This is a genomic window from Haemophilus haemolyticus, assembly GCF_001008275.1.
Lineage (GTDB): Bacteria > Pseudomonadota > Gammaproteobacteria > Enterobacterales > Pasteurellaceae > Haemophilus > Haemophilus haemolyticus_P.
Map to the genome: position 1 here is coordinate 62,152 of NZ_LCTH01000014.1, position 21,460 is coordinate 83,611.

At 38.7% G+C, this 21,460-nt stretch carries 17 protein-coding genes, 4 tRNA genes, 1 pseudogene and 1 other annotated feature; of the genes and pseudogenes, 12 read left to right on the plus strand and 10 right to left on the minus strand.

Annotated features, from left to right (window positions below):
* Positions 1-20: 20 nt before the first annotated feature.
* From AAX15_RS01825 to AAX15_RS01845, 5 genes and pseudogenes are all read right to left on the minus strand, one after another.
* Positions 21-455, minus strand: a pseudogene (locus AAX15_RS01825) (methyltransferase family protein).
* Between the two features lie 63 nt (positions 456-518).
* Entirely contained in the window at positions 519-1,982 is a 1,464-nt protein-coding gene (nagE, locus tag AAX15_RS01830) for an N-acetylglucosamine-specific PTS transporter subunit IIBC (RefSeq protein ID WP_046938861.1), read from the minus strand.
* A gap of 87 nt (positions 1,983-2,069) precedes the next feature.
* Positions 2,070-3,197 carry an N-acetylneuraminate epimerase gene (locus tag AAX15_RS01835; protein WP_046938862.1) on the minus strand — a complete coding sequence of 376 codons (1,128 nt, stop codon included), beginning with the start codon at positions 3,195-3,197 and terminating at the stop codon, positions 2,070-2,072.
* Between the two features lie 123 nt (positions 3,198-3,320).
* Positions 3,321-5,171, minus strand: a complete 1,851-nt coding sequence (locus AAX15_RS01840; protein WP_046938863.1) for a TRAP transporter large permease subunit — start codon at positions 5,169-5,171, stop codon at positions 3,321-3,323.
* 71 nt (positions 5,172-5,242) lie between these two features.
* Positions 5,243-6,229 carry a sialic acid TRAP transporter substrate-binding protein SiaP gene (locus tag AAX15_RS01845; protein ID WP_080950397.1) on the minus strand — a complete coding sequence of 329 codons (987 nt, stop codon included), beginning with the start codon at positions 6,227-6,229 and terminating at the stop codon, positions 5,243-5,245.
* Between the two features lie 360 nt (positions 6,230-6,589).
* Between AAX15_RS01845 and AAX15_RS01850 the strand changes: the two genes are divergently transcribed.
* The 7 genes from AAX15_RS01850 (at position 6,590) to AAX15_RS01880 (ending at position 13,044) form a co-directional block, all read left to right on the plus strand.
* The gene (locus AAX15_RS01850; protein ID WP_046938865.1) at positions 6,590-7,276 is read left to right on the plus strand and encodes a putative N-acetylmannosamine-6-phosphate 2-epimerase; all 687 of its coding nucleotides are present in this window, start codon (positions 6,590-6,592) and stop codon (positions 7,274-7,276) included.
* 45 nt (positions 7,277-7,321) lie between these two features.
* Positions 7,322-8,224 carry an N-acetylmannosamine kinase gene (locus AAX15_RS01855; RefSeq protein ID WP_046938866.1) on the plus strand — a complete coding sequence of 301 codons (903 nt, stop codon included), beginning with the start codon at positions 7,322-7,324 and terminating at the stop codon, positions 8,222-8,224.
* Positions 8,217-9,083 (plus strand): MurR/RpiR family transcriptional regulator, encoded by an 867-nt coding sequence (locus AAX15_RS01860; protein WP_046938867.1) that lies wholly within the window; start codon positions 8,217-8,219, stop codon positions 9,081-9,083. The genes AAX15_RS01855 and AAX15_RS01860 overlap by 8 nt, the downstream gene beginning before the upstream one ends.
* A gap of 10 nt (positions 9,084-9,093) precedes the next feature.
* Entirely contained in the window at positions 9,094-9,972 is an 879-nt protein-coding gene (gene nanA, locus AAX15_RS01865; protein WP_005631506.1) for an N-acetylneuraminate lyase, read from the plus strand.
* A gap of 177 nt (positions 9,973-10,149) precedes the next feature.
* On the plus strand, positions 10,150-10,953 hold the full coding sequence (gene nagB / locus AAX15_RS01870; protein WP_046938868.1) for a glucosamine-6-phosphate deaminase: 804 nt from the start codon (positions 10,150-10,152) through the stop codon (positions 10,951-10,953).
* 57 nt (positions 10,954-11,010) lie between these two features.
* Positions 11,011-12,156 (plus strand): N-acetylglucosamine-6-phosphate deacetylase, encoded by a 1,146-nt coding sequence (gene nagA / locus AAX15_RS01875; RefSeq protein ID WP_046938869.1) that lies wholly within the window; start codon positions 11,011-11,013, stop codon positions 12,154-12,156.
* Between the two features lie 132 nt (positions 12,157-12,288).
* Positions 12,289-13,044 (plus strand): class I SAM-dependent methyltransferase, encoded by a 756-nt coding sequence (locus tag AAX15_RS01880; RefSeq protein WP_032824169.1) that lies wholly within the window; start codon positions 12,289-12,291, stop codon positions 13,042-13,044.
* Between the two features lie 75 nt (positions 13,045-13,119).
* Here the strand turns inward: AAX15_RS01880 and AAX15_RS01885 are convergent, their stop codons facing one another.
* The gene (locus AAX15_RS01885; RefSeq protein ID WP_046938870.1) at positions 13,120-13,821 is read right to left on the minus strand and encodes a YggS family pyridoxal phosphate-dependent enzyme; all 702 of its coding nucleotides are present in this window, start codon (positions 13,819-13,821) and stop codon (positions 13,120-13,122) included.
* Positions 13,822-13,991: 170 nt separating this feature from the next.
* Positions 13,992-14,110, plus strand: a sequence feature (Thr leader region).
* A 35-nt stretch (positions 14,111-14,145) separates the two neighbouring features.
* Here AAX15_RS01885 and thrA point away from each other — a divergent pair.
* From thrA to thrC, 3 genes are read left to right on the plus strand one after another with little or no spacing between them, the layout of a single operon-like run.
* Positions 14,146-16,593, plus strand: coding sequence for a bifunctional aspartate kinase/homoserine dehydrogenase I (gene thrA, locus AAX15_RS01890; protein ID WP_046938871.1), 2,448 nt, complete (start codon positions 14,146-14,148; stop codon positions 16,591-16,593).
* 12 nt (positions 16,594-16,605) lie between these two features.
* On the plus strand, positions 16,606-17,550 hold the full coding sequence (gene thrB / locus AAX15_RS01895; protein ID WP_046938872.1) for a homoserine kinase: 945 nt from the start codon (positions 16,606-16,608) through the stop codon (positions 17,548-17,550).
* Between the two features lie 31 nt (positions 17,551-17,581).
* On the plus strand, positions 17,582-18,856 hold the full coding sequence (thrC, locus tag AAX15_RS01900) for a threonine synthase (protein WP_046938873.1): 1,275 nt from the start codon (positions 17,582-17,584) through the stop codon (positions 18,854-18,856).
* 212 nt (positions 18,857-19,068) lie between these two features.
* Here the strand turns inward: thrC and AAX15_RS01905 are convergent.
* The 4 genes from AAX15_RS01905 to AAX15_RS01920 all read right to left on the minus strand — a co-directional run bounded on the left by AAX15_RS01905 (position 19,069) and on the right by AAX15_RS01920 (position 19,433).
* Positions 19,069-19,144: transfer RNA gene (locus AAX15_RS01905), tRNA-Lys, on the minus strand.
* A gap of 19 nt (positions 19,145-19,163) precedes the next feature.
* A tRNA-Leu gene (locus AAX15_RS01910) sits at positions 19,164-19,250 on the minus strand.
* 27 nt (positions 19,251-19,277) lie between these two features.
* Positions 19,278-19,351: transfer RNA gene (locus tag AAX15_RS01915), tRNA-Cys, on the minus strand.
* A 6-nt stretch (positions 19,352-19,357) separates the two neighbouring features.
* A tRNA-Gly gene (locus tag AAX15_RS01920) sits at positions 19,358-19,433 on the minus strand.
* A 245-nt stretch (positions 19,434-19,678) separates the two neighbouring features.
* On the opposite strand from AAX15_RS01920, the gene AAX15_RS01925 reads away from it, so the two are divergent.
* Complete coding sequence (locus AAX15_RS01925; RefSeq protein ID WP_046938874.1) at positions 19,679-20,788, plus strand: methionine biosynthesis PLP-dependent protein; 1,110 nt, start codon at positions 19,679-19,681, stop codon at positions 20,786-20,788.
* A gap of 12 nt (positions 20,789-20,800) precedes the next feature.
* The coding region (locus AAX15_RS01930) for an NAD(P)-dependent oxidoreductase (RefSeq protein ID WP_046938875.1) at positions 20,801-21,460 on the plus strand (660 nt) is incomplete at its 3' end.

Consider the following 21,460-nt stretch of genomic DNA (forward strand, 5'->3'; position numbering starts at 1 on the left):
TTCCTCGTGAAGGTGTTTTTTTATAGCCAGCGTCTTACTTTTTGTTTGTAATGACGGTATTCATCGCCAAATTTACTTTCCAAATAGGTTTCTTCTCGGGCTATTTGAAAGCGATTCATAACTAGTATAAAGACAATCACGCCTAACCAAGCCAAACTATTACCCAACCAAAGAGACTACGCAATTAACATTAACAGCAAACTTAAATACATTGGATTACGGCTAAATCGAAATATGCCCGTAGAAACTAATTGTGTTGTATGTTTTAAGTCATGAGGATTGATAGTCGTTTTGCGGATAAAAAATTGAAGCACACTGCCCCCAGCAATCAAAAATGAAAGAGTAATGACAAAGGCAATAATTGCAAAATGGACAGAATAACTAGCAACTTTTGGCAAAAAATACATTGCAGTGCCAATTAATAAACAGAGTAGTGGTGGTGGAATAAATAACATCGCTAAATCTCATTAATAAAAATGCCGCCTAGTGATAGACGGCATGTAAAGTGCGGTCAAAATTTATTTTAATTTTGCTTTAATCGCTTCTGTCACAAGTTCTGCTTCAGGCCCTAAAATGACTTGTAATCCATCATTACCTAATTTTACATTACCTTTTGAACCAAGCGCTTTAAGTTGATCTTCATTAATATTGTGATGGTCAACTAAAGTTAAGCGTAAACGAGTGATACAAGCATCTACGGTTTTGAAGTTTTCTGAACCACCTAAAGCCGCGATAAATTTTACCGCTCTTTCTTCGCGAGATTGGTTGCTTTGTGTTGGGGCTGCTGTTGTTTCTGCTTTATCTTCACGTCCCAGTGTTTTGAGATTAAAGGTATTTATTGCAAAACGGAACACAAAATAATAGATAGCAAAAAATACAATACCTTGTACAAGCAACATATACCAGCTAACGGCAAGTGGGTTGCGGCTAGAAAGTACCATATCCACTAAACCAGCACTAAAGCCGAATCCTGCGATCCAGTGCATTGTGGCTGCAATGAATACAGAGATACCCGTTAATAATGCATGCAATACATAAAGTACAGGTGCAACGAACATGAATGAGAATTCAAGCGGTTCGGTGATCCCTGTAAAGAAAGAGGCTAACGCACCCGCAAGCATAATTGAGGCAACTTGTACTTTTTGATTTGGTTTTGCGCAGTGATAAATTGCAAGAGCAGCACCTGGTAAACCAAACATCATCACTGGGAAGAAACCAGCTTGATACATACCTGTTACCCCCATAGTTGCAGTGCCTTCGGCAATGGATTTAGCACCGCCTAAGAAGTTTGGAATATCATTGATACCCGCTACGTCAAACCAGAATACAGAGTTTAAGGCATGGTGTAAACCAACAGGAATTAATAAACGGTTGAAGAAACCGTAGATACCCGCACCGACTGCACCTAAATCTTTGATGGATTCACCAAATGAAACGAGTGCGTTAAAAATATGAGGCCAAATATAGAGTAAGGCAAATGATACGGCGATCATGACGAAAGAAACCAAAATTGGGACGAGGCGTTTTCCGCTAAAGAACGAAAGCGCTTTTGGTAATTCAACTTGATAGAACCGGTTGTAAAGTTCAGCTGAAATTACACCAATTAAAATCCCGATAAATTGGTTATTGATTTTTTTGAATGCGGCAGGCACTTCACTAATATCAATGTGTTGTAATTGTGCTACACCAGCAGGGGAAAGCAGGGTGGTTACTACATAGAAACCAACAAGACCTGAAAGTGCGGCGGAACCGTGTTTGTCTTTTGCAAGACCAAACGCGACGCCTACTGCGAAGAGTAAGCCCATGTTGTCAATAATTGCTGCACCAGATTTAATTAATAATGCTGCTAATTGACTGTTTGCACCCCAACCATCTGGGTCTATCCAATAGCCAATACCCATTAATAATGCTGCAGCAGGTAAGGCTGCCACGGGCACCATTAAGGCTTGACCGATTTTTTGTGCGTAACTAAGTACACTCATATAATCTCCTTAATTTTTATATTTTGATGAAATCAAAAGGCTTGAGCCCATTCTTTGCCTCAAGCCTTAACATTATTCTATGCCAAATTATTCAACGGTCAATTTTTTACCATCGTAGCTAATAGCTTTGACGCTAGTTAACGCTTTACCACCGTCTGTTTCACCACCGATGAGTAATACTTTATTGTTGTAAGACACAGAGAAACCATAGCCAATATTCATTGGTAATTCACCAACGATACTCCATTTACCATTATTTAAAGTGTAAACTTCGTTATGCCATGTTTTGGTTAAACCTTTATGCGCGTGAAGTTTGCCTTCTTTGAATTGTTTAATTGAACCAGGGAAGTTTGCTCCACCCGTGACTAAATAATGACCATGGCTATAGCCTGCGAGTGCACCGGCTAAACCATCTTGTGATTTACCTTTTGGTGCAGGTAAGTCAGGTAAGTTTTTCCATTGCACACCTTTAGCAGTGAATTTGCCTTGATGAGTTTCTGCGGTACGAAGCCCTGGTTTAACTTCACCATTGACCACCACTAAGTCATTACCTTGGATAGTGAATGCCGCACCAGCACGACCAGAGAATGGAATACGACCTTCATTACGCCATTTATTAGTTGATGGTTCATAGCTCAATAATTCTGTTGTGAAGAAATAATCTTCTGGACGTTGATCGAAATAAGCTGCTGCGATTTCATCTTTTTTCGCTTTATCTTCACCTGCTGCTACGGTGTCTTGGAAGAAACCATTAAATATAGAGAGGTTAGAACCACCTAAAATATAAACTTTATCACCGTGAGATGCGCTGCTTGAACCCACTAATCCACGCGGAGAGCGAGTAGGAAGTTTCACCCAAGTATTATCAGCTGGATTGTAGCTGTAAGCATCATTAACAAGTTGGAGTTCGCCCTTTTCATTTTTTTGCAAACCACCGAATACATAAAGTTTTCCATCTACGGCTGCTGCAACAGGTTGATTACGTTCACCACCAGGAAATGCTGCAATTTCTTTCCATTGTGCAGCAGGATCTTTTAAGTCTAAAGAATAGAATTTATTGCCACCCGAACCTAAGCCTACATATACGGTATCGCCGATGAGTGCGCCAGTTCCGCTTTTGATGCCTACTGGTAAATCTGGATAGGCTTGTGCGTTAGCTGAAAATGCAACAGTTGCAAAAAGTGCGGCGCATAATGCTGTTTTTGTCAATGTCATAATAAACCTCATTTATTAAGTTATGTTTATGGTTTGCTATTCATAAAACCGCATTGAATAGGATTTATTTTATAAAAAAAGTGCGGTTATAAAAGCTTTGCTTTTTTTAACCGCACTTTAGTGTTAAGACATCAATAGATTTGGTACAAAAGTAATAATTTGTGGGAAAATCGTAATTAATACTAATGTTAAGAATATCGGTATTAAGAACGGCAATACACCTTTAGTCACAGTGGATACTGACATATTACCCACACGCGCCACCACAAACAGAGCCATACCCATTGGCGGTGTTAAGATACCGATCATCATATTCAAAGTAGTCATTACACCGAAGAATACTAAGTCGATATTAAATTGCATTGCGATTGGAATTAACATTGGTAAGACTAAGAATTGCAATGCTAATGCATCAATGAACATACCCAAGAAGAGCAAGAGCGCATTGATCATGACTAATACCATAAGTGGAGAATCAGCTACGGCAACGAATACATCTGCTATACGCATTGCAACTTGTTCACGTGCGATCATATCTCCGAAGAAGGTCACGGTCATAATCATTAATGCAACCACACCAGTAATTGCCATAGCTTCAATGCAGCTATTAAAGAGCATTTTCATGGTTAATTCTTTATAAACGAATTTACCAATGATGACGGAGTAAGTTGCAGCAACAACGGCAGATTCTGTTGGGCTAAATAAGCCAGAGAAGATACCACCGATGATGAGTAATGGGGTTAAAATTGCCCAGAATGCTTTTTTGAATGATGTGCAAAGTTCTTCACGAGTTGCTTTTGGTGTTCTTGGATAACCACGTTTTTTAGATACATAGTAGTTCATGATCATCAAAGCAATTGTTACAAGTATGCCTGGTACAAAACCTGCAACGAAGAGTTTCGCAATGGATTCGTTGGCGATTACACCGTAAATAATCATGGCGATACTTGGTGGAACTAATGGACCGATGATACAAGATGCTGCAGTGATACCACCACAAATGTCATCATCATAACCTGCATCGCGCATAGCCTTGATTTCTAACTGACCTAAGCCACCCGCATCAGCAAGTGCAGAACCTGACATCCCTGAGAACAATAAACTTGCACCAATATTTACATGCCCCATACCACCAGTGTAGTGACCGAGTAAGGCTTTTGCGAAATTAAAGATACGTTCTGTGATACCGCCAGTATTCATTAAAATACCCGTTAGGATATAAAACGGCACAGCAAGTAATGAGAAACTATCTAAACTCATGGTTAGTTTTTCAGCTGCTGCGTTTACCACATTCCATCTGGTCATAGAGAAATAAAGCAATGTAGTGATAAATAATGACCAACCTACCGGCACACCAAGGAACATAATAACTAGCCAGAATATTAGGGCAACGTATACAGAGTTAGAACCAAATTTCACATATTCTGTGATGCGTAATACTTTGTACCACTCTGGGAACGTAAATAAAATGCCTAATAAAATGATCGTACTTACAATGAAGAACATCGCTGGTAAATAGCTTTTATCTTCTTTAAAATTGTCTGCTTGAGCTTGGAAGAAGCGCACTAACATTAGGATAGAAATGATCGGCAGAGAAGCATAAATCCATTTCTCTGAAATTCCGCCTAATGCGTCAATAGGGAAATCTGCGCCAAGGAACGTTTTAATACCAAAATGGATAAAGAAAATAATGCCAAGGAAAATCACTAACTGCACAAAAGAGTTTGTTACTTTTTTGACAGAAGCTGGCATTAAATTGGTTAAGAAGTCGATGTAAACGTGTTCTTGTTTGCGGATAGCAACACTAATGCCGAGCATACCTACATATACAAACAATAATTTAGCGAGTTCTTCACTCCAAATTAATGGTGATTGGAAAGCTTGGCGGAATAGGATTTGAGCAACAAGAATACCGAAGATTACAAGGAATAGCGCGCCGCCAATCCATTCTTCAAGTTTGTTAAAAAATTTCATACTTCACTCCGAGAGATTGTGGAGAACGAAAATGAGTGCGCCAACCAGATTGCTGGCGCACGTGATAGAGATTATTTAATTGCTTGGATTTCTTTTAATGCTTTTTCGCCTTTCTCACCAGTTTGTTTTACAAACTCAGCATAGAATGGTTTCATCGCATCTTTAAATGGAGTTAAATCTGGGTGAGTCACTTTAACACCTTGTTTTTCAAAGAATGTCACTAAATCTTTTTCGCCATCTACGAATAATTTAGTATGGTATTTTGCTGCATTTTCAGCGGCGTCTTTGACTACTTTTTGAAGATCTTCAGGTAATTCTTTATAAGTTTCGTTACTCACTAAATAAAGTTGGTCATTCAAAATGTGGTTAGTCATCGCTAAGAATTTTTGCACTTCATAGAATTTTTGTGCTTGTACTGTCGCTAATGGGTTTTCTTGACCATCTACAGAGTTAGTTTGAAGTGCAAGATATACTTCAGAGAATGCCATAGGTGTTGGAGATGCGCCTACATATTTTGCGTATGCTAAGTTAGTTGCAGCATTGGGTACACGAAGTTTTAAGCCTTTCATATCTGCAATGCTATTGATCGCTCTATTTGAAGTTGTTTGGCGAGTACCGTTGTAAGCTTGTGATAATAAGGTTAAGCCTAATTCTTTATTCATTTTTTGAACTAAATCTTTACCAAATTCGGTTTCTTGTAATGCTTTTTGTGCAACATTGTAGTCGCTGATTACATATGGTAACGCGAACACTGCCGCTTCAGGATAGAATAATTGGAAGCGAGCTGATTCAGCAAAAGTGAAGTCAAGAGAACCATCTTTTAATTGTTTTAACATTGCACGGTCATCACCAAGTTGTGAACTTGGATAAAGTGAAACTTCAATTTTACCATGTGATTTTTCTTTTACTTCTTTTGCAAACATTTCTGCTGCTTTGTACTCATTAGATGAAGTACCCGCATTCATACCAAATTTTAAGTCATAATCTGCGGCAAAAACGGCTGAAGAAACGCCTAATGTGATAGCAGTTGCAAGGAAAAGTTTAGTAAATTTCATAATGTTCGCTCCTGTGTGAACCTATGTTGATATAAGCCATAATTGGCTTGAATTGAAAGTGAATGCTTGATGTTTTAGACATCAAAAAAAACTACTCGGGCGCTATTCTAAAGTAAAAAAATACTTTTTGAACTGCTCTTTGAAGTTTTATTTCAAAATTGAGAGGTAGATCACATTTGCAAAAAAATACTTCAAAAAATATTTTAAAATGGAGTTATGTTTTTATATAATGCTGAGCACTGACGAAAATGCGGGCTCAGTTATATTTTTGAGGATGATTGAGTCTAAATAATGCTAGCGCCTAGATGGCTTGTAATAAAGCATTTAAGCATTATCGGCCTCAATATATTTAGGAGTGATATTATGTCGAAATTATCTCATCAAGATGTGCTTTCTCAAATTCAATATGGTCTCATTGCTTCTTGCCAACCAGTTGATGATGGTCCAATGGATAAACCTGAAATTGTTTCTGCCATGGCTCAGGCTTCCGTTGCTGGTGGCGCATCAGGTTTACGTATTGAAGGTGTAGATAACCTTAAAGCGACACGTCCTTTTGTAAACATTCCAATTATCGGTATTGTAAAACGCGACTTACCTGATAGTCCGATTCGTATTACGCCATTTCTGCAAGATATTGAAGATCTTGCCAATGCTGGGGCAGATATTATTGCAGTAGATGGCACTAGCCGTCCTCGTCCAGTTGATATTGAAAGTGCGGTGAATAAAATCCATGAAATGGGCTGCTTGGCAATGGCAGATTGCTCTAATTTAGAAGAAGGCTTGTATTGTCAAAAACTCGGTTTTGATATTGTGGGCAGCACAATGTCTGGTTATACAGGTGGTCCAGTTCCCGAAGAACCTGATTATCAATTAGTGAAAGATTTAAAAGCAGCGGGTTGTTTTGTGATGGCAGAAGGTCGCTATAACACGCCTGAATTGGCAAAAGTGGCCATTGAAATTGGCGCAGATTGCGTAACCGTTGGTTCAGCTTTAACTCGCCTTGAGCATATCGTGAGTTGGTTCGCTAATTCTGTGAAATCTGCAAGATAGTCGTAAGACGTGTGAGAAAATACTTCATACTAATAAGGATAAGTTATGCGTTGTTTAGCTCTAGACATTGGCGGTACAAAAATCGCGGCGGCTATCGTAAAAAATGGCGAAGTTGAACAACGCCAACAAATTCATACACCGCGTGAAAATGTGGTAGAAGGAATGCATCAAGCATTAGAACAACTTCTTACTCATTATGCGGGGAAATTTGATTATGTGGCGGTGGCTTCAACCGGTATTATAAATGATGGTGTTTTAACCGCACTTAATCCTAAAAATTTAGGTGGTTTGAATCAATTTCCACTAAAAGAAAGTATTGCTAAACACACAGATAACCCAATTGGTTTATTAAATGATGCGCAAGCCGCAACCTATGCGGAATACCAACTCCAAGATTCAGAAAAAGTATCAAACTTTGTTTTTATTACTGTTTCTACTGGTGTGGGTGGTGGTGTCATATTAAATCAACAATTACAAACTGGTCCGAAGGGAATCGCAGGACATATTGGGCATACATTAGCGGATCCTAATGGTCCAATGTGTGGTTGTGGTCGTCGAGGTTGTGTAGAAGCCGTTGCTGCAGGGCGTGCAATTGAAGCAGTGTCTTCCCAATGGGATGATCCTTGTGAGCCAAGAGAAGTTTTTGAACGTTTTAGAAAAAATGATGCAAAAGCTACCGCACTTATAGAACGTTCAGCCCAAGCTATTGCCAATTTAGTGGCGGATTTAGTGATTGGATTGGATGTGCAAAAAGTTGTTATAGGTGGTAGTGTCGGGTTGGCTGAAGGTTATTTACCATTAGTCAAACGTTTCTTACAGGATATGCCTGCTGTATATAGCTGTGACATTGAATCTGCTAAATTTGGTCAAGATGCAGGATTAGTCGGCGCAGCTTATTGGGTGAAAGATGTTCTGCTTGATAAACCAAAAGGAACAATTTATGGCTAAATCCGGAAATGTGTTAAATACCATTAGTTCGCTTTACCATAGCTTAACTAAATCAGAGAAAAAAATTGCTGATACGATTTTACGTTCGCCTGATTTGGTGTCTCAATGTCCCCTTTCAGAAATCGCTAAACATTTGGAAGTTGGAGAGGCAACACTCGTCCGTTTTTGTCGAACCATTGGTTTTAAAGGTTTCAGCGATTTTAAATTAGAACTTTCCATTGAGCTTGCTACGAAAGATAACAATGATGAAACTGTGCTCGAAACAGAAATTATGCCAAGCGATGATTCTTTAACGATTGCACAAAAGTTGCAAGCGGCAGTTTCTAATGTAATGGAAGAAACGGTTAATTTATTAGATTTAAAACAGCTTGAACAAGTGGTTAAAGCCATTAAAAAAGCACGTCGTATCTTTTTATTTGGCGTGGGATCATCCGGTGTGACCGCTGAAGATGCGAAAAATAAATTGATGCGTATCGGTTTCCAAGTGGATGCAACAGGTAATAATCATTTTATGTATATGCAGGCGTCATTACTTACGCCTTCTGATGTGGCAATTGGTTTAAGTCATTCAGGATATTCCGCCGAAACAGCACATACACTCAAAATTGCTAAACAAAATGGCGCAACGACAGTGGCATTAACTCATAGTTTGCGTTCACCCGTTACAGAATATGCTGATTATGTTTTAGTAAATGGTAATAAACAAGGGAAGCTACAAGGTGACTCCATTGGTACCAAAATTGCACAGCTTTTTGTATTAGATTTAATTTATGCTTTGTTAGTGCAGGGCGAAGAAGAACTTGCAGCTCAAACCAAGCAAAAAACTCTCAATGTGATTCTTGAACAACGTATAAAATAGGAGAAAACTTATGCGTGATTTAAAAGGTATTTTCAGTGCATTATTAGTGTCCTTTAATGAAGATGGCACAATTAATGAAAAAGGTTTACGTCAAATTATCCGCCACAATATCGACAAGATGAAAGTTGATGGTTTATATGTGGGTGGTTCAACAGGCGAAAACTTTATGCTTTCAACTGAAGAAAAAAAAGAAATCTTTCGTATTGCAAAAGATGAAGCAAAAGATCAAATCGCACTAATTGCTCAAGTAGGTAGCGTAAACTTAAAAGAAGCAGTTGAATTAGGTAAATATGCAACAGAATTAGGCTATGATAGCTTATCTGCCGTCACTCCGTTCTACTATAAATTTAGTTTCCCTGAAATCAAACATTATTACGACACCATTATTGCAGAAACGGGCAATAATATGATCGTGTATTCTATTCCGTTCTTAACTGGCGTGAATATGGGAATTGAACAATTTGGTGAACTTTACAAAAACCCGAAAGTATTAGGGGTAAAATTCACAGCAGGTGACTTCTATTTATTAGAACGTTTGAAAAAAGCCTATCCAAACCACTTAATTTGGGCTGGTTTCGATGAAATGATGTTACCTGCGGCTGCACTTGGTGTGGATGGTGCAATCGGTTCAACTTTCAACGTAAACGGTGTTCGTGCTCGTCAAATTTTTGAATTAACCAAAGCGGGTAAATTAGCCGAAGCGTTAGAAATTCAACACGTAACCAACGATTTAATCGAAGGCATTTTAGCGAATGGTTTATATTTAACCATCAAAGAATTGCTTAAATTAGAAGGTGTGGATGCGGGTTATTGCCGTGAGCCAATGACAGCAAAAGCAACAGATGCTCAGCTTGCTAAAGCAAAAGAGTTGAAAGCGAAATTTTTATAATTAATGGAATATTGTGAGAACCTAGGGGATTGATTTCCCTAGGTTACTCATAATTTATCCCTCTTGGGGTAGCAATTCTCGTTTCCTGCTTCTCAGTTTTCTATTTCGTAGTGGGAAACCATTATGTTTAACCGTTGGTTTGTTTATCCACGGTATTGAAAATAAAGGAAGTATAGTATGCGTCTTATCCCTCTACACAACGAACAACAGGTGAGTCGTTGGGCTGCACGCCATATTGTTGATCGTATCAATCATTTTAATCCTACGGCTGAACGTCCTTTCGTTCTCGGTTTACCAACTGGTGGCACGCCATTAAAAACTTACCAAGAATTAATCGCTCTTTGCAAAGCGGGAGAGGTGAGCTTTAAGCATGTAGTAACATTCAATATGGACGAATATGTGGGGTTACCAGAGGAACATCCTGAAAGTTATCATAGTTTTATGTATAACAATTTCTTCAATCATATCGATATCCAGCCAGAAAATATCAATATTCTTAACGGCAACACGGATGATCATGATGCGGAATGTCGCAGTTATGAAGAAAAAATTAAATCTTACGGAAAAATTAATTTATTTATGGGCGGAGTAGGCAATGATGGCCATATCGCCTTTAATGAACCGGCGTCATCATTAAGTTCCCGTACTCGTATTAAAACGTTAACTCAAGACACGCTGATCGCAAATTCACGCTTCTTTGATAATGATGTAAATAAAGTGCCTAAATATGCTTTGACTATTGGCGTAGGCACATTATTAGATGCCGAAGAAGTGATGATTCTTGCGACAGGCCATCATAAGGCGCTTGCAGTTCAAGCAGCAGTCGAAGGTGGTGTGAACCATATGTGGACAGTAAGTGCACTTCAGCTACATCGCCATTTTGTGTTAGTTTGTGATGAGCCTGCACAACAAGAATTGAAAGTAAAAACTGTTAAATATTTTACTGAATTAGAACAACGCGCGATTCATAGCGTGTTATAAGATCATACCGCTTAAAAGAGCGGTAATTTTTCTGATTATTTTATTTAAGGACAAAAAATGAGATATGCATTAACGAATTGTGTGATTTACACAAAATATGATGTTTTACGTGATTTTGCTGTAATTATTAACGGTGAAATTATTGAAGCGGTAGTTCCACAAGCTGAATTAGAAACAGGTATCAAAACCATTGATTTACAAGGTAATAATTTAACCGCTGGTTTTATTGATCTTCAATTAAATGGCTGTGGTGGCGTGATGTTTAACGATCAAACTAGCGTTGAAACCTTGGAAATTATGCAGGAAACTAACTTGAAATCAGGTTGTACAAGTTTCCTTCCAACCTTTATCACTGCGCCAGATGAAAACATAAAAAGTGCGGTGAAAATTATGCGTGAATATTTAAATAAGCATAAAAACCAAGCACTTGGTTTACATATTGAAGGACCGTTTATCAGTGTTGAGAAAAAAGGTGTACACCGTCCCGAATATATTCGTGAAATTACGCCTGAAATGAAGGATTTCCTCTGTGAAAATGGTGATGTCATTACAAAAATTACCATTGCTGCAGAAAACCCAACCATTAACTATACGCCTGATTTTGTGAAAGCGGGCATCATTGTCTCTGTAGGCCATTCTAATGCGACTTATGAAGTCGCTAAAGCCGCATTCCACAAAGGCGCAACTTTTGCGACGCACTTGCATAATGCAATGTCGCCAATTAGTTCTGGACGAGCAATGGGCGTAGTAGGTGCGGTACTGGATTCTGATGTTTACACTGGTATTATCGTGGATGGCGTGCATATCAATTACGGCAATGTTCGCATTGATAAAAAAATCAAAGGTGACAAACTTTGTATTGTGACTGACTCTCTTGCAGCAGCAGGCGCTCCACCTGAATTGGAAACATTCACCTTTGTAGGTAAAACCATTTATATCCGAGATGGTCGCTGTTTTGATGCGAACGGTACGATCGCGGGCGCATCAATTACCATGATCGAATCTATTAAGAATGCAGTGGAGTTTGTTGAAATTCCACTTGCTGAAGCAATTCGAATGAGTAACCTTTATCCTGCACGAGCAATTGGTGTAGATGATCGTTTAGGTTCGGTAGAAAAAGGAAAAATCGCAAATTTAGCCGTGTTTACGTCAGATTATAAAGTGACAGCAACCGTGCTCAATGGTGAATGGAAACCTAATTGATTTAAAGTGCGGTAAATTTTCCTGATTTTTTATAGCCCCGCCAATCGGTTGGGTTATTTTTTGCTTTACTACTTTAATAAGAATAATTTTCATCTATAATATAAAAACCAAGTTAATTACTAGGAGATAGATATGGCGAAAGATGAAGTAGGGCATAATTTTCTTGCACGTTTAGGTAAAACTCGTTTGCGTCCAGGCGGTAAAAAAGCAACAGATTGGTTAATTGCCAATGGTGATTTTAGCCAAGATAAAAAAGTGTTAGAGGTTGCCTGTAATATGGGAACGACAGCAATTGGATTGGCGAAGCAATTTGGTTGCCATATTGAAGGTGTTGATTTAGACGAACATGCGTTAGAAAAAGCACAAGCAAATATCGAAGCAAATGGCTTGCAAGAAAAAATTCATGTGCAGCGTGCGAATGCGATGAAGTTGCCTTTTGAGGATGAAAGTTTTGATATTGTCATCAATGAAGCGATGCTCACGATGTTACCCGTGGAAGCTAAGAAAAAGGCCATTGCAGAATATTTTCGAGTATTAAAACCGAATGGCTTATTGCTTACTCACGATGTTATGCTGGTAGGGAATGATCATCAAACTATTCTAGAAAATATGCGCAAAGCGATTAATGTGACTGTCACGCCATTAACGAAAGATGGCTGGAAAGGAATATTCCAAGAAAGTGGCTTTAGAAATGTTGATACTTTCTCTGGTGAGATGACATTACTTTCACCAAAAGGAATGATTTATGATGAGGGTATTCTTGGAACGTTAAAAATCATCCGTAATGCGATGAAAGCGGAAAATCGTGAGCAATTTAAAAGAATGTTCAAAACCTTTAATGATCCTGAACATAAATTACATTTTATTGCTGTATGTAGCCAAAAATAATATAAAAAAACGAACCGCTCTTTTATGTGCGGTTCGCTTCTTTTACGATAATTTTTTCACTAGGGTTGTTTAGATTTATTTTGAATAATCCCTTGCACCAAAAATCGCAGTACCAATACGTACCATAGTAGAACCGCATTTTATTGCGCTCGGCATATCATCCGTCATTCCCATAGAAAGAGTATCAATTTGTTGATTGGGTAAGGCTTGTTTAAGTTGTTCAAATAGATCTGACATTTTTCTGAACACGGTTTCTTGTTCAGCGATTTTATCGGTCGGCGCGGGTATTGCCATTAAGCCACGTAGGCATAAGTGTGGTAAATTTTCGATGTGTTTTGCCAGTGTTAGCATTTCCTTAGGTTGAATACCTGATTTACTTTCTTCATCGCTGATATTAATCTGAATCAAGACATTTAACGGTGCTTTGTTAGTTGGTCTTTGTTCATTTAAACGATCTGCAATTTTTGCTCGATCAAGTGTTTGCATCCAATCAAAATGTTCTGCCACGAGACGGGTTTTATTCGATTGTAATGGACCGATAAAATGCCATTCAAGGTTAATACCTTGAGATTCAAAATATTGGATCTTTTCTACACCTTCTTGCACATAATTTTCCCCAAAGTCCGTTTGTCCAGCTTGATAAGCCGAAAGAATAGTGGAAATCGGTTTGGTCTTAGATACGGCAAGTAATTTTACGGTATTTTGATTGCGTGTTGCTTCTTCGCAAGCCGTTTCAATTTTTTGATGAATTAGGTTGAGATTATGCTGGATATCCATAGGTTCTCCTTTATAAAAGTACGATTAGTTTACACGAAATTTATTTGCTGAGAAAATTTCTGAAAAATTTGTCACTTTCTGTTTGACAAGCTAGGGAAATTTCGGTATTTCTTTACGCATTCGTTTTTCAAGATAAAACACAATGAAAAATAACCGCACTTTATCTGTAATCATTAGCACGATTACCACCATTATGATGACCATTACTATGATTAATGGCGCGGGTTAGTGCACCAAAAAACAGGATACAGAAAACCCGCGATTCAACTGAATAGCGGGTTTTTTTATAAATTTAAAAACACAATATCTCTAGGAGAACCAATCATGCGCGTACTTAAATTTGGCGGCACTTCGCTTGCAAATCCGGAACGTTTTTCCCAAGCAGCGAAATTGATCGAGCAAGCTCATTTAGAAGAGCAAGCAGCAGGTGTTTTATCAGCACCAGCCAAAATAACTAATCATCTCGTCGCCCTTTCTGAAAAAGCTGCATTAAATCAACCAACCGATACGCATTTCAACGAAGCAATCGAAATTTTCTATAACATCGTCAATGGCTTACATGCCGAAAATAATCAATTCGACTTAAATGGCACCAAGGCGCTTATTGATGCTGAATTTGCTCAAATCAAAGGATTATTAGAAGAAATTCGTCAGGCAGGAAAAGTAGAAGATGCAGTTAAAGCGACGATTGATTGCCGAGGTGAAAAACTTTCTATCGCAATGATGAAAGCTTGGTTTGAAGCGCGTGGCTATAGCGTACATATTGTGGATCCGGTCAAGCAATTATTAGCGAAAGGCGGTTATCTTGAATCTTCTGTTGAAATTGAAGAATCAACAAAACGTGTTGATGCAGCAAGTATCGCAAAAGATAAAGTGGTGCTTATGGCAGGCTTTACTGCGGGTAATGAAAAAGGTGAGTTGGTACTGCTCGGTCGTAATGGCTCAGATTATTCTGCAGCCTGTTTAGCCGCTTGTTTAGGCGCAAGCGTATGCGAAATTTGGACTGATGTGGATGGCGTTTATACTTGTGATCCGCGTTTAGTGCCAGATGCACGTTTATTACCAACTCTTTCTTATCGTGAAGCGATGGAGCTTTCTTATTTCGGTGCGAAAGTGATTCATCCTCGTACGATTGGCCCATTGTTGCCACAAAATATTCCTTGTGTCATTAAAAATACAGGAAATCCTTCTGCGCGGGGTTCGATTATTGATGGCAATGTGAAATCAGAAGGTTTACAAGTCAAAGGTATCACTAACTTAGATAATTTGGCGATGTTTAATGTATCAGGCCCTGGTATGCAAGGCATGGTAGGCATGGCATCTCGCGTATTTTCAGCTATGTCAGGCGCAGGCATTTCAGTCATTTTAATTACTCAGTCTTCATCTGAATACAGTATTAGCTTCTGCGTGCCAGTGAAATCTGCAGAAGTAGCGAAAACCGTACTAGAAACGGAGTTTTCTAATGAATTAAATGAACATCAATTAGAACCGATTGAAGTGATTAAAGATTTATCCATTATTTCTGTTGTGGGCGATGGAATGAAGCAAGCGAAAGGCATTGCTGCTCGTTTCTTCTCTGCGTTAGCACAGGCAAATATTAGCATTGTGGCGATTGCACAAGGTTCTAGTGAACGTTCAATTTCTGCGGTTGTGCCGCAAAATAAGGCGATTGAAGCCGTGAAAGCTACCCATCAGGCTCTTTTCAATAATAAAAAAGTAGTGGATATGTTTTTAGTGGGCGTTGGTGGAGTAGGCGGAGAATTAATTGAGCAGGTAAAGCGTCAAAAGGAGTATCTAGCAAAGAAGAATGTTGAAATTCGAGTTTGTGCTATTGCGAATTCCAACCGCATGTTACTCGATGAAAATGGATTATGTTTAGACGATTGGAAAACCGATTTAGAAAATGCGACTCAGCCATCAGATTTTGATGTATTGCTTTCTTTCATTAAATTACATCATGTGGTGAATCCAGTATTTGTAGATTGTACCTCAGCCGAATCTGTAGCAGGGCTTTATGCTCGAGCGTTAAAAGAAGGTTTCCATGTGGTTACGCCAAATAAAAAAGCGAATACACGAGAATTAGCTTATTACAATGAGTTACGCCAAAATGCTCAGGCAAGCCAACATAAATTTTTGTATGAAACCAATGTGGGCGCTGGTTTGCCAGTTATTGAAAATCTTCAAAACTTACTTGCCGCGGGCGATGAGCTTGAATATTTTGAAGGCATTTTATCTGGCTCCCTTTCCTTTATTTTTGGTAAATTGGAAGAAGGACTTTCTCTTTCAGAAGTCACCGCACTTGCGCGTGAAAAAGGGTTTACTGAGCCTGATCCCCGTGATGACCTTTCTGGACAAGATGTAGCGCGGAAATTATTAATTCTTGCTCGTGAAGCTGGAATTGAGCTTGAACTTTCAGATGTTGAAGTAGAAGGTGTATTGCCGAAAGGCTTCTCTGAAGGAAAATCTGCAGATGAATTTATGGCAATGTTGCCACAGCTTGATGAGGAGTTTAAAGCTCGTGTTTCCACCGCTAAAGCTGAAGGCAAAGTATTGCGTTATGTTGGAAAAATTTGTGAAGGTAAATGTAAAGTATCTATTGTTGCAGTCGATCAGAATAACCCACTTTATAAAGTGAAAGACGGTGAAAATGCTTTGGCATTTTATACTCGTTATTACCAACCTATCCCACTTTTATTACGTGGTTATGGCGCAGGTAATGCGGTGACGGCAGCAGGTATCTTTGCAGATATTTTAAGAACATTACAACATTAATAAGGATTCCCGATGTTAAGAATTTACGCCCCTGCATCTAGCGCGAATATTAGCGTAGGTTTCGATACTTTAGGTGCGGCGATCTCTCCTATTGATGGCTCATTGTTAGGTGATGTGGTTCAAATAGAATCTATTTCAAGTGGTTTTGAATTAGGAAGTGCGGGCTATTTTGTTCGTAAATTACCGAAAGAACCACAAAAAAATATTGTTTACCAAGCTTATGTGCTATTTAGCGAGCAATTAAAATTACGCGGAGGAAATGTGAAACCTTTGCGTTTAACGCTCGAAAAAAATATGCCTATAGGCTCTGGTTTAGGCTCTAGTGCTTGTTCTATTGTTGCTGCATTAGTGGCATTAAATCAGTTTCATAATGAACCTTTTTCGAAAATGGAATTGCTTGAAATGATGGGCGAATTGGAGGGGCGTATTTCTGGTTCAATCCATTATGATAATGTGGCACCTTGCTATCTTGGCGGTGTGCAATTTATGGTGCAATCGCTCGGCAATATTTGTCAAAAGCTTCCATTTTTTGATAATTGGTATTGGGTGTTAGCATATCCGGGAATTGAAGTTTCTACTGCTGAAGCTCGAGCAATTTTACCGAAAAGCTATACTCGACAAGACGTGATTGCCCATGGTCGTCATTTAGGTGGCTTTGTACATGCTTGCCATACTCATCAAGAAAACCTTGCAGCGATTATGATGAAAGATGTCATTGCTGAGCCTTATCGTGAATCTCTGCTACCTAATTTTGCTGAAGTAAAACAAGCTACGCGAGACTTAGGTGCACTTGCCACAGGTATTTCAGGATCAGGGCCAACAATTTTCTCTATTGCCCCAGATTTACAAACTGCAATTAAACTTTCAACTTATTTAGAGAATCATTATTTACAAAATAATGAAGGTTTTGTGCATGTATGTAAGGTCGATAACGAAGGCGCAAGAGAAATTAAATAAGTTAATTTAAATAGATAAAAACGGATTAAATATGAATTTATATAATATCAAACATCCCGAAGAACAAGTCACTTTTTCTCAGGCTGTTCGTCAAGGACTTGGTCGGGATCAAGGTTTATTCTTTCCTGAAGTAATTCCTCAACTTAATAACATTGATGAATTACTTGAATTGTCTCTTATTGAGCGTAGCCAAAAAATTCTAGGTGCATTAATTGGTGACGAATTACCGAAAGCAACGTTAGATGAGATGGTAAAAAATGCATTCACTTTCACCGCACCTTTAGAAAAAGTGGAAGATAATATTTATGCACTTGAATTATTTCATGGTCCCACATTAGCATTTAAAGACTTTGGTGGCCGTTTTATGGCACAGGCACTTGCGGCGGTACGTGGTGATGGAAAAATCACTATTTTAACGGCAACGTCTGGCGATACTGGAGCTGCTGTAGCACATGCGTTTTATGGATTAGAAAATATTAATGTAGTTATCCTTTATCCAAAAGGTAAAATCAGCCCATTACAAGAAAAGCTATTCTGTACTTTAGGTGGGAATATTCGTACTGTTGCGATTAACGCTGATTTCGATGCATGTCAGGCTTTGGTTAAGCAAGCCTTTGATGATGCTGAATTGCGCCAAGCTATCGGGCTTAACTCCGCAAATTCTATTAATATCAGCCGCTTATTAGCTCAAGTTTGTTATTACTTTGAGGCTGTCGCACAATTGCCAAAAGAAAAACGTGATAATGTTGTGGTTTCTGTGCCAAGTGGTAATTTTGGTAACTTAACTGCAGGGTTAATTGCAAAAACATTAGGCTTGCCGATAAAACGCTTTGTTGCCTCAACAAACGCAAATGATACGGTGCCACGTTATTTGAAATCGGGTAATTGGGATCCTAAAACGACAGTTGCAACCCTTTCTAACGCAATGGATGTAAGTCGCCCAAATAATTGGCCGAGAGTGGAAGAATTGTTTAAACGAAATGGTTGGAATTTAACTGATTTAGGTTCGGGTATGCTAAGTGATAGTGAAACAGAAGATACCTTAAAAGCGATGCAGGCAAAAGGTTATTTATGTGAACCTCACGGTGCGATAGCTTACCAAGTGCTGAAAGATCAACTTAAAGAAGGTGAAACAGGAATCTTCCTATGTACAGCGCATCCTGCAAAATTTAAAGAATCTGTTGAACGAATTCTTGGTATTCAGCTTTCATTACCTGAAACTCTGGATAAACATAATAAGCTACCATTGCTTTCTGATGAAATGGATAATGATTTTGCACAACTACCGGCTTACTTATTGAAGTAATAAAGTGCGGTAAATTTTTATTGTATTTTGAATAGCGCTTGATTTTCAGGCGCTATTTTATTTTAGAAAATATAACGTAGCGATAAAATATATTAATTATTTTAGATTAGGTAGAAAGAATAACTATTCTTTAGTAATCAAGTGATTTGAAAGATTTGTACAAGATATTAGGCAATAAAAAAACACCTTGCGGTGCTTATTTTATTTTTAAGTGGTGGGTCGTGAAGGATTCGAACCTTCGACCAACGGATTAAAAGTCCGCTGCTCTACCGACTGAGCTAACGACCCACTGGTATCATTTTTGAAATGGTGCCCGAAGCCAGACTTGAACTGGCACGCCTCGAAAGGCGAGGGATTTTAAATCCCTTGTGTCTACCGATTCCACCACTCGGGCATATAGACAACTAACATTTGCGTATTATGGAGGCGTGTCCCGGAGTCGAACCGAGCTACATGGATTTGCAATCCAGTGCATAACCGCTTTGCTAACACGCCACGAATTGGAGCGGGAAACGAGGCTCGAACTCGCGACCCCGACCTTGGCAAGGTCGTGCTCTACCAACTGAGCTATTCCCGCATTCGCTGTTAGTGGTGCGCATTTTACGGAAATTCAGATAACTGTCAATTACAGATTTAAAAAAATTATCTAACCGTTTAAAAAAAGTTCATTTTGTTCAAATAAATCACAGAAAATGATGGAAAAATGGAATTTTATGTAATTTTCTAATTTCTACTTTTATCACTTTTTCCTTTGTGCCAAAATGCTAAACGTTTTTAGCACGTAAAGTGTGGTTGATTTTTTCATTATTTTTAGAGGATGTTATGACACAACAATATGCTATCGATACTTTATTAGCTCAAGCAGGCAATCGCAGTGATGAGCGTACCGGCGCGGTTTCTACACCAATTTTTCTTTCTACGGCTTATGGACATTATGGTATCGGTGAAAGCACGGGATTTGATTACACGCGTACCAAAAACCCAACTCGTACAGTATTAGAAGAAACGATAGCTAAATTAGAGAATGGAGATCGTGGTTTTGCGTTTTCTTCTGGTATGGCTGCAATTCAAGTTTTGATGACGCTTTTCACTGCACCAGATGAATGGATCGTTTCTAGCGATGTGTATGGTGGTACTTATCGACTATTAGATTTTTCTTATAAAAATAACAATAGTGTAAAACCTGTTTATGTCAATACGGCATCTGCTTCAGAAATTGAGGCGGCAATTAACCCAAATACGAAAGCGATTTTTATTGAAACCCCATCAAATCCTTTAATGGAAGAATGTGATGTAGTTGAAATTGCAAAACTTGCGAAAAAATATAATTTGATGTTGATTGTGGATAATACGTTTTTAACACCAGTGCTTTCTCGCCCATTAGATTTAGGCGCTGATGTGGTGATTCACAGTGGGACTAAATATATTGCTGGTCATAATGATGCACTTGTTGGTTTGATTGTTGCGAAAGGGCAAGAACTTTGTGATCGCATTGCTTATATTCAAAATGGTGCGGGTGCAGTACTTTCGCCGTTTGATTCTTGGCTGACTATTCGTGGTATGAAAACCCTTTCTTTGCGCATGAAACGTCATCAAGAAAATGCACAAGCTATTGCGGAATTTTTAAAAGCTCAACCACAAGTGGAATCTGTGCTTTATCCAAATAAAGGTGGGATGTTGTCTTTCCGTTTGCAAGATGAAGCTTGGGTTAATACGTTCTTAAAATCCATCAAATTGATTACTTTTGCAGAAAGTTTAGGCGGCACAGAAAGTTTTATTACTTATCCTGCCACTCAAACTCATATGGATATTCCAGAAGCCGAGCGTGTAGCTCGTGGAATTACTAATACCTTGCTGCGTTTTTCAGTCGGTATTGAAGATGTAGAAGATATTAAAGCAGACTTACTACAGGCTTTTGCAAACTTAAAATAATTGGAGCAAACCATGAAAATTGCAATCTATAGCACTAAAAGCTATGACCGAAAATATATTGAGCTCATTAACGCGAAATATAATTTCGATTTAGAATTTTTTGATTTTATGCTGAACGAGAGCACCGCACGTTTGGCAGAACATTGCGAAGTAGTATGCATTTTCGTGAATGATAATGGTAGCCGAAAAGTATTAGAAAAATTAGCCGCACTTGGTGTGAAAATCGTGGCTTTGCGGTGTGCCGGTTTCAATAATGTTGATTTAAAAGCTGCTCAAGAATTAGGCATTCAAGTTGTACGCGTTCCCGCTTATTCGCCTGAAGCAGTGGCAGAACATACCATTGGTTTGATGATGACACTGAACCGTCGAATTCATCGTGCTTATCAGCGTACCCGAGAGGCGAATTTCTCTCTTGAGGGATTAATTGGTTTCAATATGCATGGACGCACGGTTGGCGTAATCGGAACGGGTAAAATCGGGATCGCAGTGATGCGCATTCTGAAAGGTTTTGGAATGAATATCTTGGTGTACGATCCTTTCAAAAATCCAGTGGTGGAAGAACTGGGTGGGCAATATGTTGAATTAGATGAGCTTTATGCTAAATCTCATGTGATTACGCTTCATTGCCCAGCAACGCCAGAAAACTATCATTTATTAAATCGCGAGGCTTTT

What these genes read in the sequence shown, in the direction of transcription:
- nagE (WP_046938861.1), bottom strand. Translation starts at nt 1,982, where the DNA reads ATGAGTGTACTTAGTTACGCACAAAAAATCGGTCAAGCCTTAATGGTG.
- AAX15_RS01835 (WP_046938862.1), bottom strand. Translation starts at nt 3,197, where the DNA reads ATGACATTGACAAAAACAGCATTATGCGCCGCACTTTTTGCAACTGTT.
- AAX15_RS01840 (WP_046938863.1), bottom strand. Translation starts at nt 5,171, where the DNA reads ATGAAATTTTTTAACAAACTTGAAGAATGGATTGGCGGCGCGCTATTC.
- AAX15_RS01850 (WP_046938865.1), top strand. Translation starts at nt 6,590, where the DNA reads ATGTCGAAATTATCTCATCAAGATGTGCTTTCTCAAATTCAATATGGT.
- AAX15_RS01855 (WP_046938866.1), top strand. Translation starts at nt 7,322, where the DNA reads ATGCGTTGTTTAGCTCTAGACATTGGCGGTACAAAAATCGCGGCGGCT.
- AAX15_RS01860 (WP_046938867.1), top strand. Translation starts at nt 8,217, where the DNA reads ATGGCTAAATCCGGAAATGTGTTAAATACCATTAGTTCGCTTTACCAT.
- nanA (WP_005631506.1), top strand. Translation starts at nt 9,094, where the DNA reads ATGCGTGATTTAAAAGGTATTTTCAGTGCATTATTAGTGTCCTTTAAT.
- nagB (WP_046938868.1), top strand. Translation starts at nt 10,150, where the DNA reads ATGCGTCTTATCCCTCTACACAACGAACAACAGGTGAGTCGTTGGGCT.
- nagA (WP_046938869.1), top strand. Translation starts at nt 11,011, where the DNA reads ATGAGATATGCATTAACGAATTGTGTGATTTACACAAAATATGATGTT.
- AAX15_RS01880 (WP_032824169.1), top strand. Translation starts at nt 12,289, where the DNA reads ATGGCGAAAGATGAAGTAGGGCATAATTTTCTTGCACGTTTAGGTAAA.
- AAX15_RS01885 (WP_046938870.1), bottom strand. Translation starts at nt 13,821, where the DNA reads ATGGATATCCAGCATAATCTCAACCTAATTCATCAAAAAATTGAAACG.
- thrA (WP_046938871.1), top strand. Translation starts at nt 14,146, where the DNA reads ATGCGCGTACTTAAATTTGGCGGCACTTCGCTTGCAAATCCGGAACGT.
- thrB (WP_046938872.1), top strand. Translation starts at nt 16,606, where the DNA reads ATGTTAAGAATTTACGCCCCTGCATCTAGCGCGAATATTAGCGTAGGT.
- thrC (WP_046938873.1), top strand. Translation starts at nt 17,582, where the DNA reads ATGAATTTATATAATATCAAACATCCCGAAGAACAAGTCACTTTTTCT.
- AAX15_RS01925 (WP_046938874.1), top strand. Translation starts at nt 19,679, where the DNA reads ATGACACAACAATATGCTATCGATACTTTATTAGCTCAAGCAGGCAAT.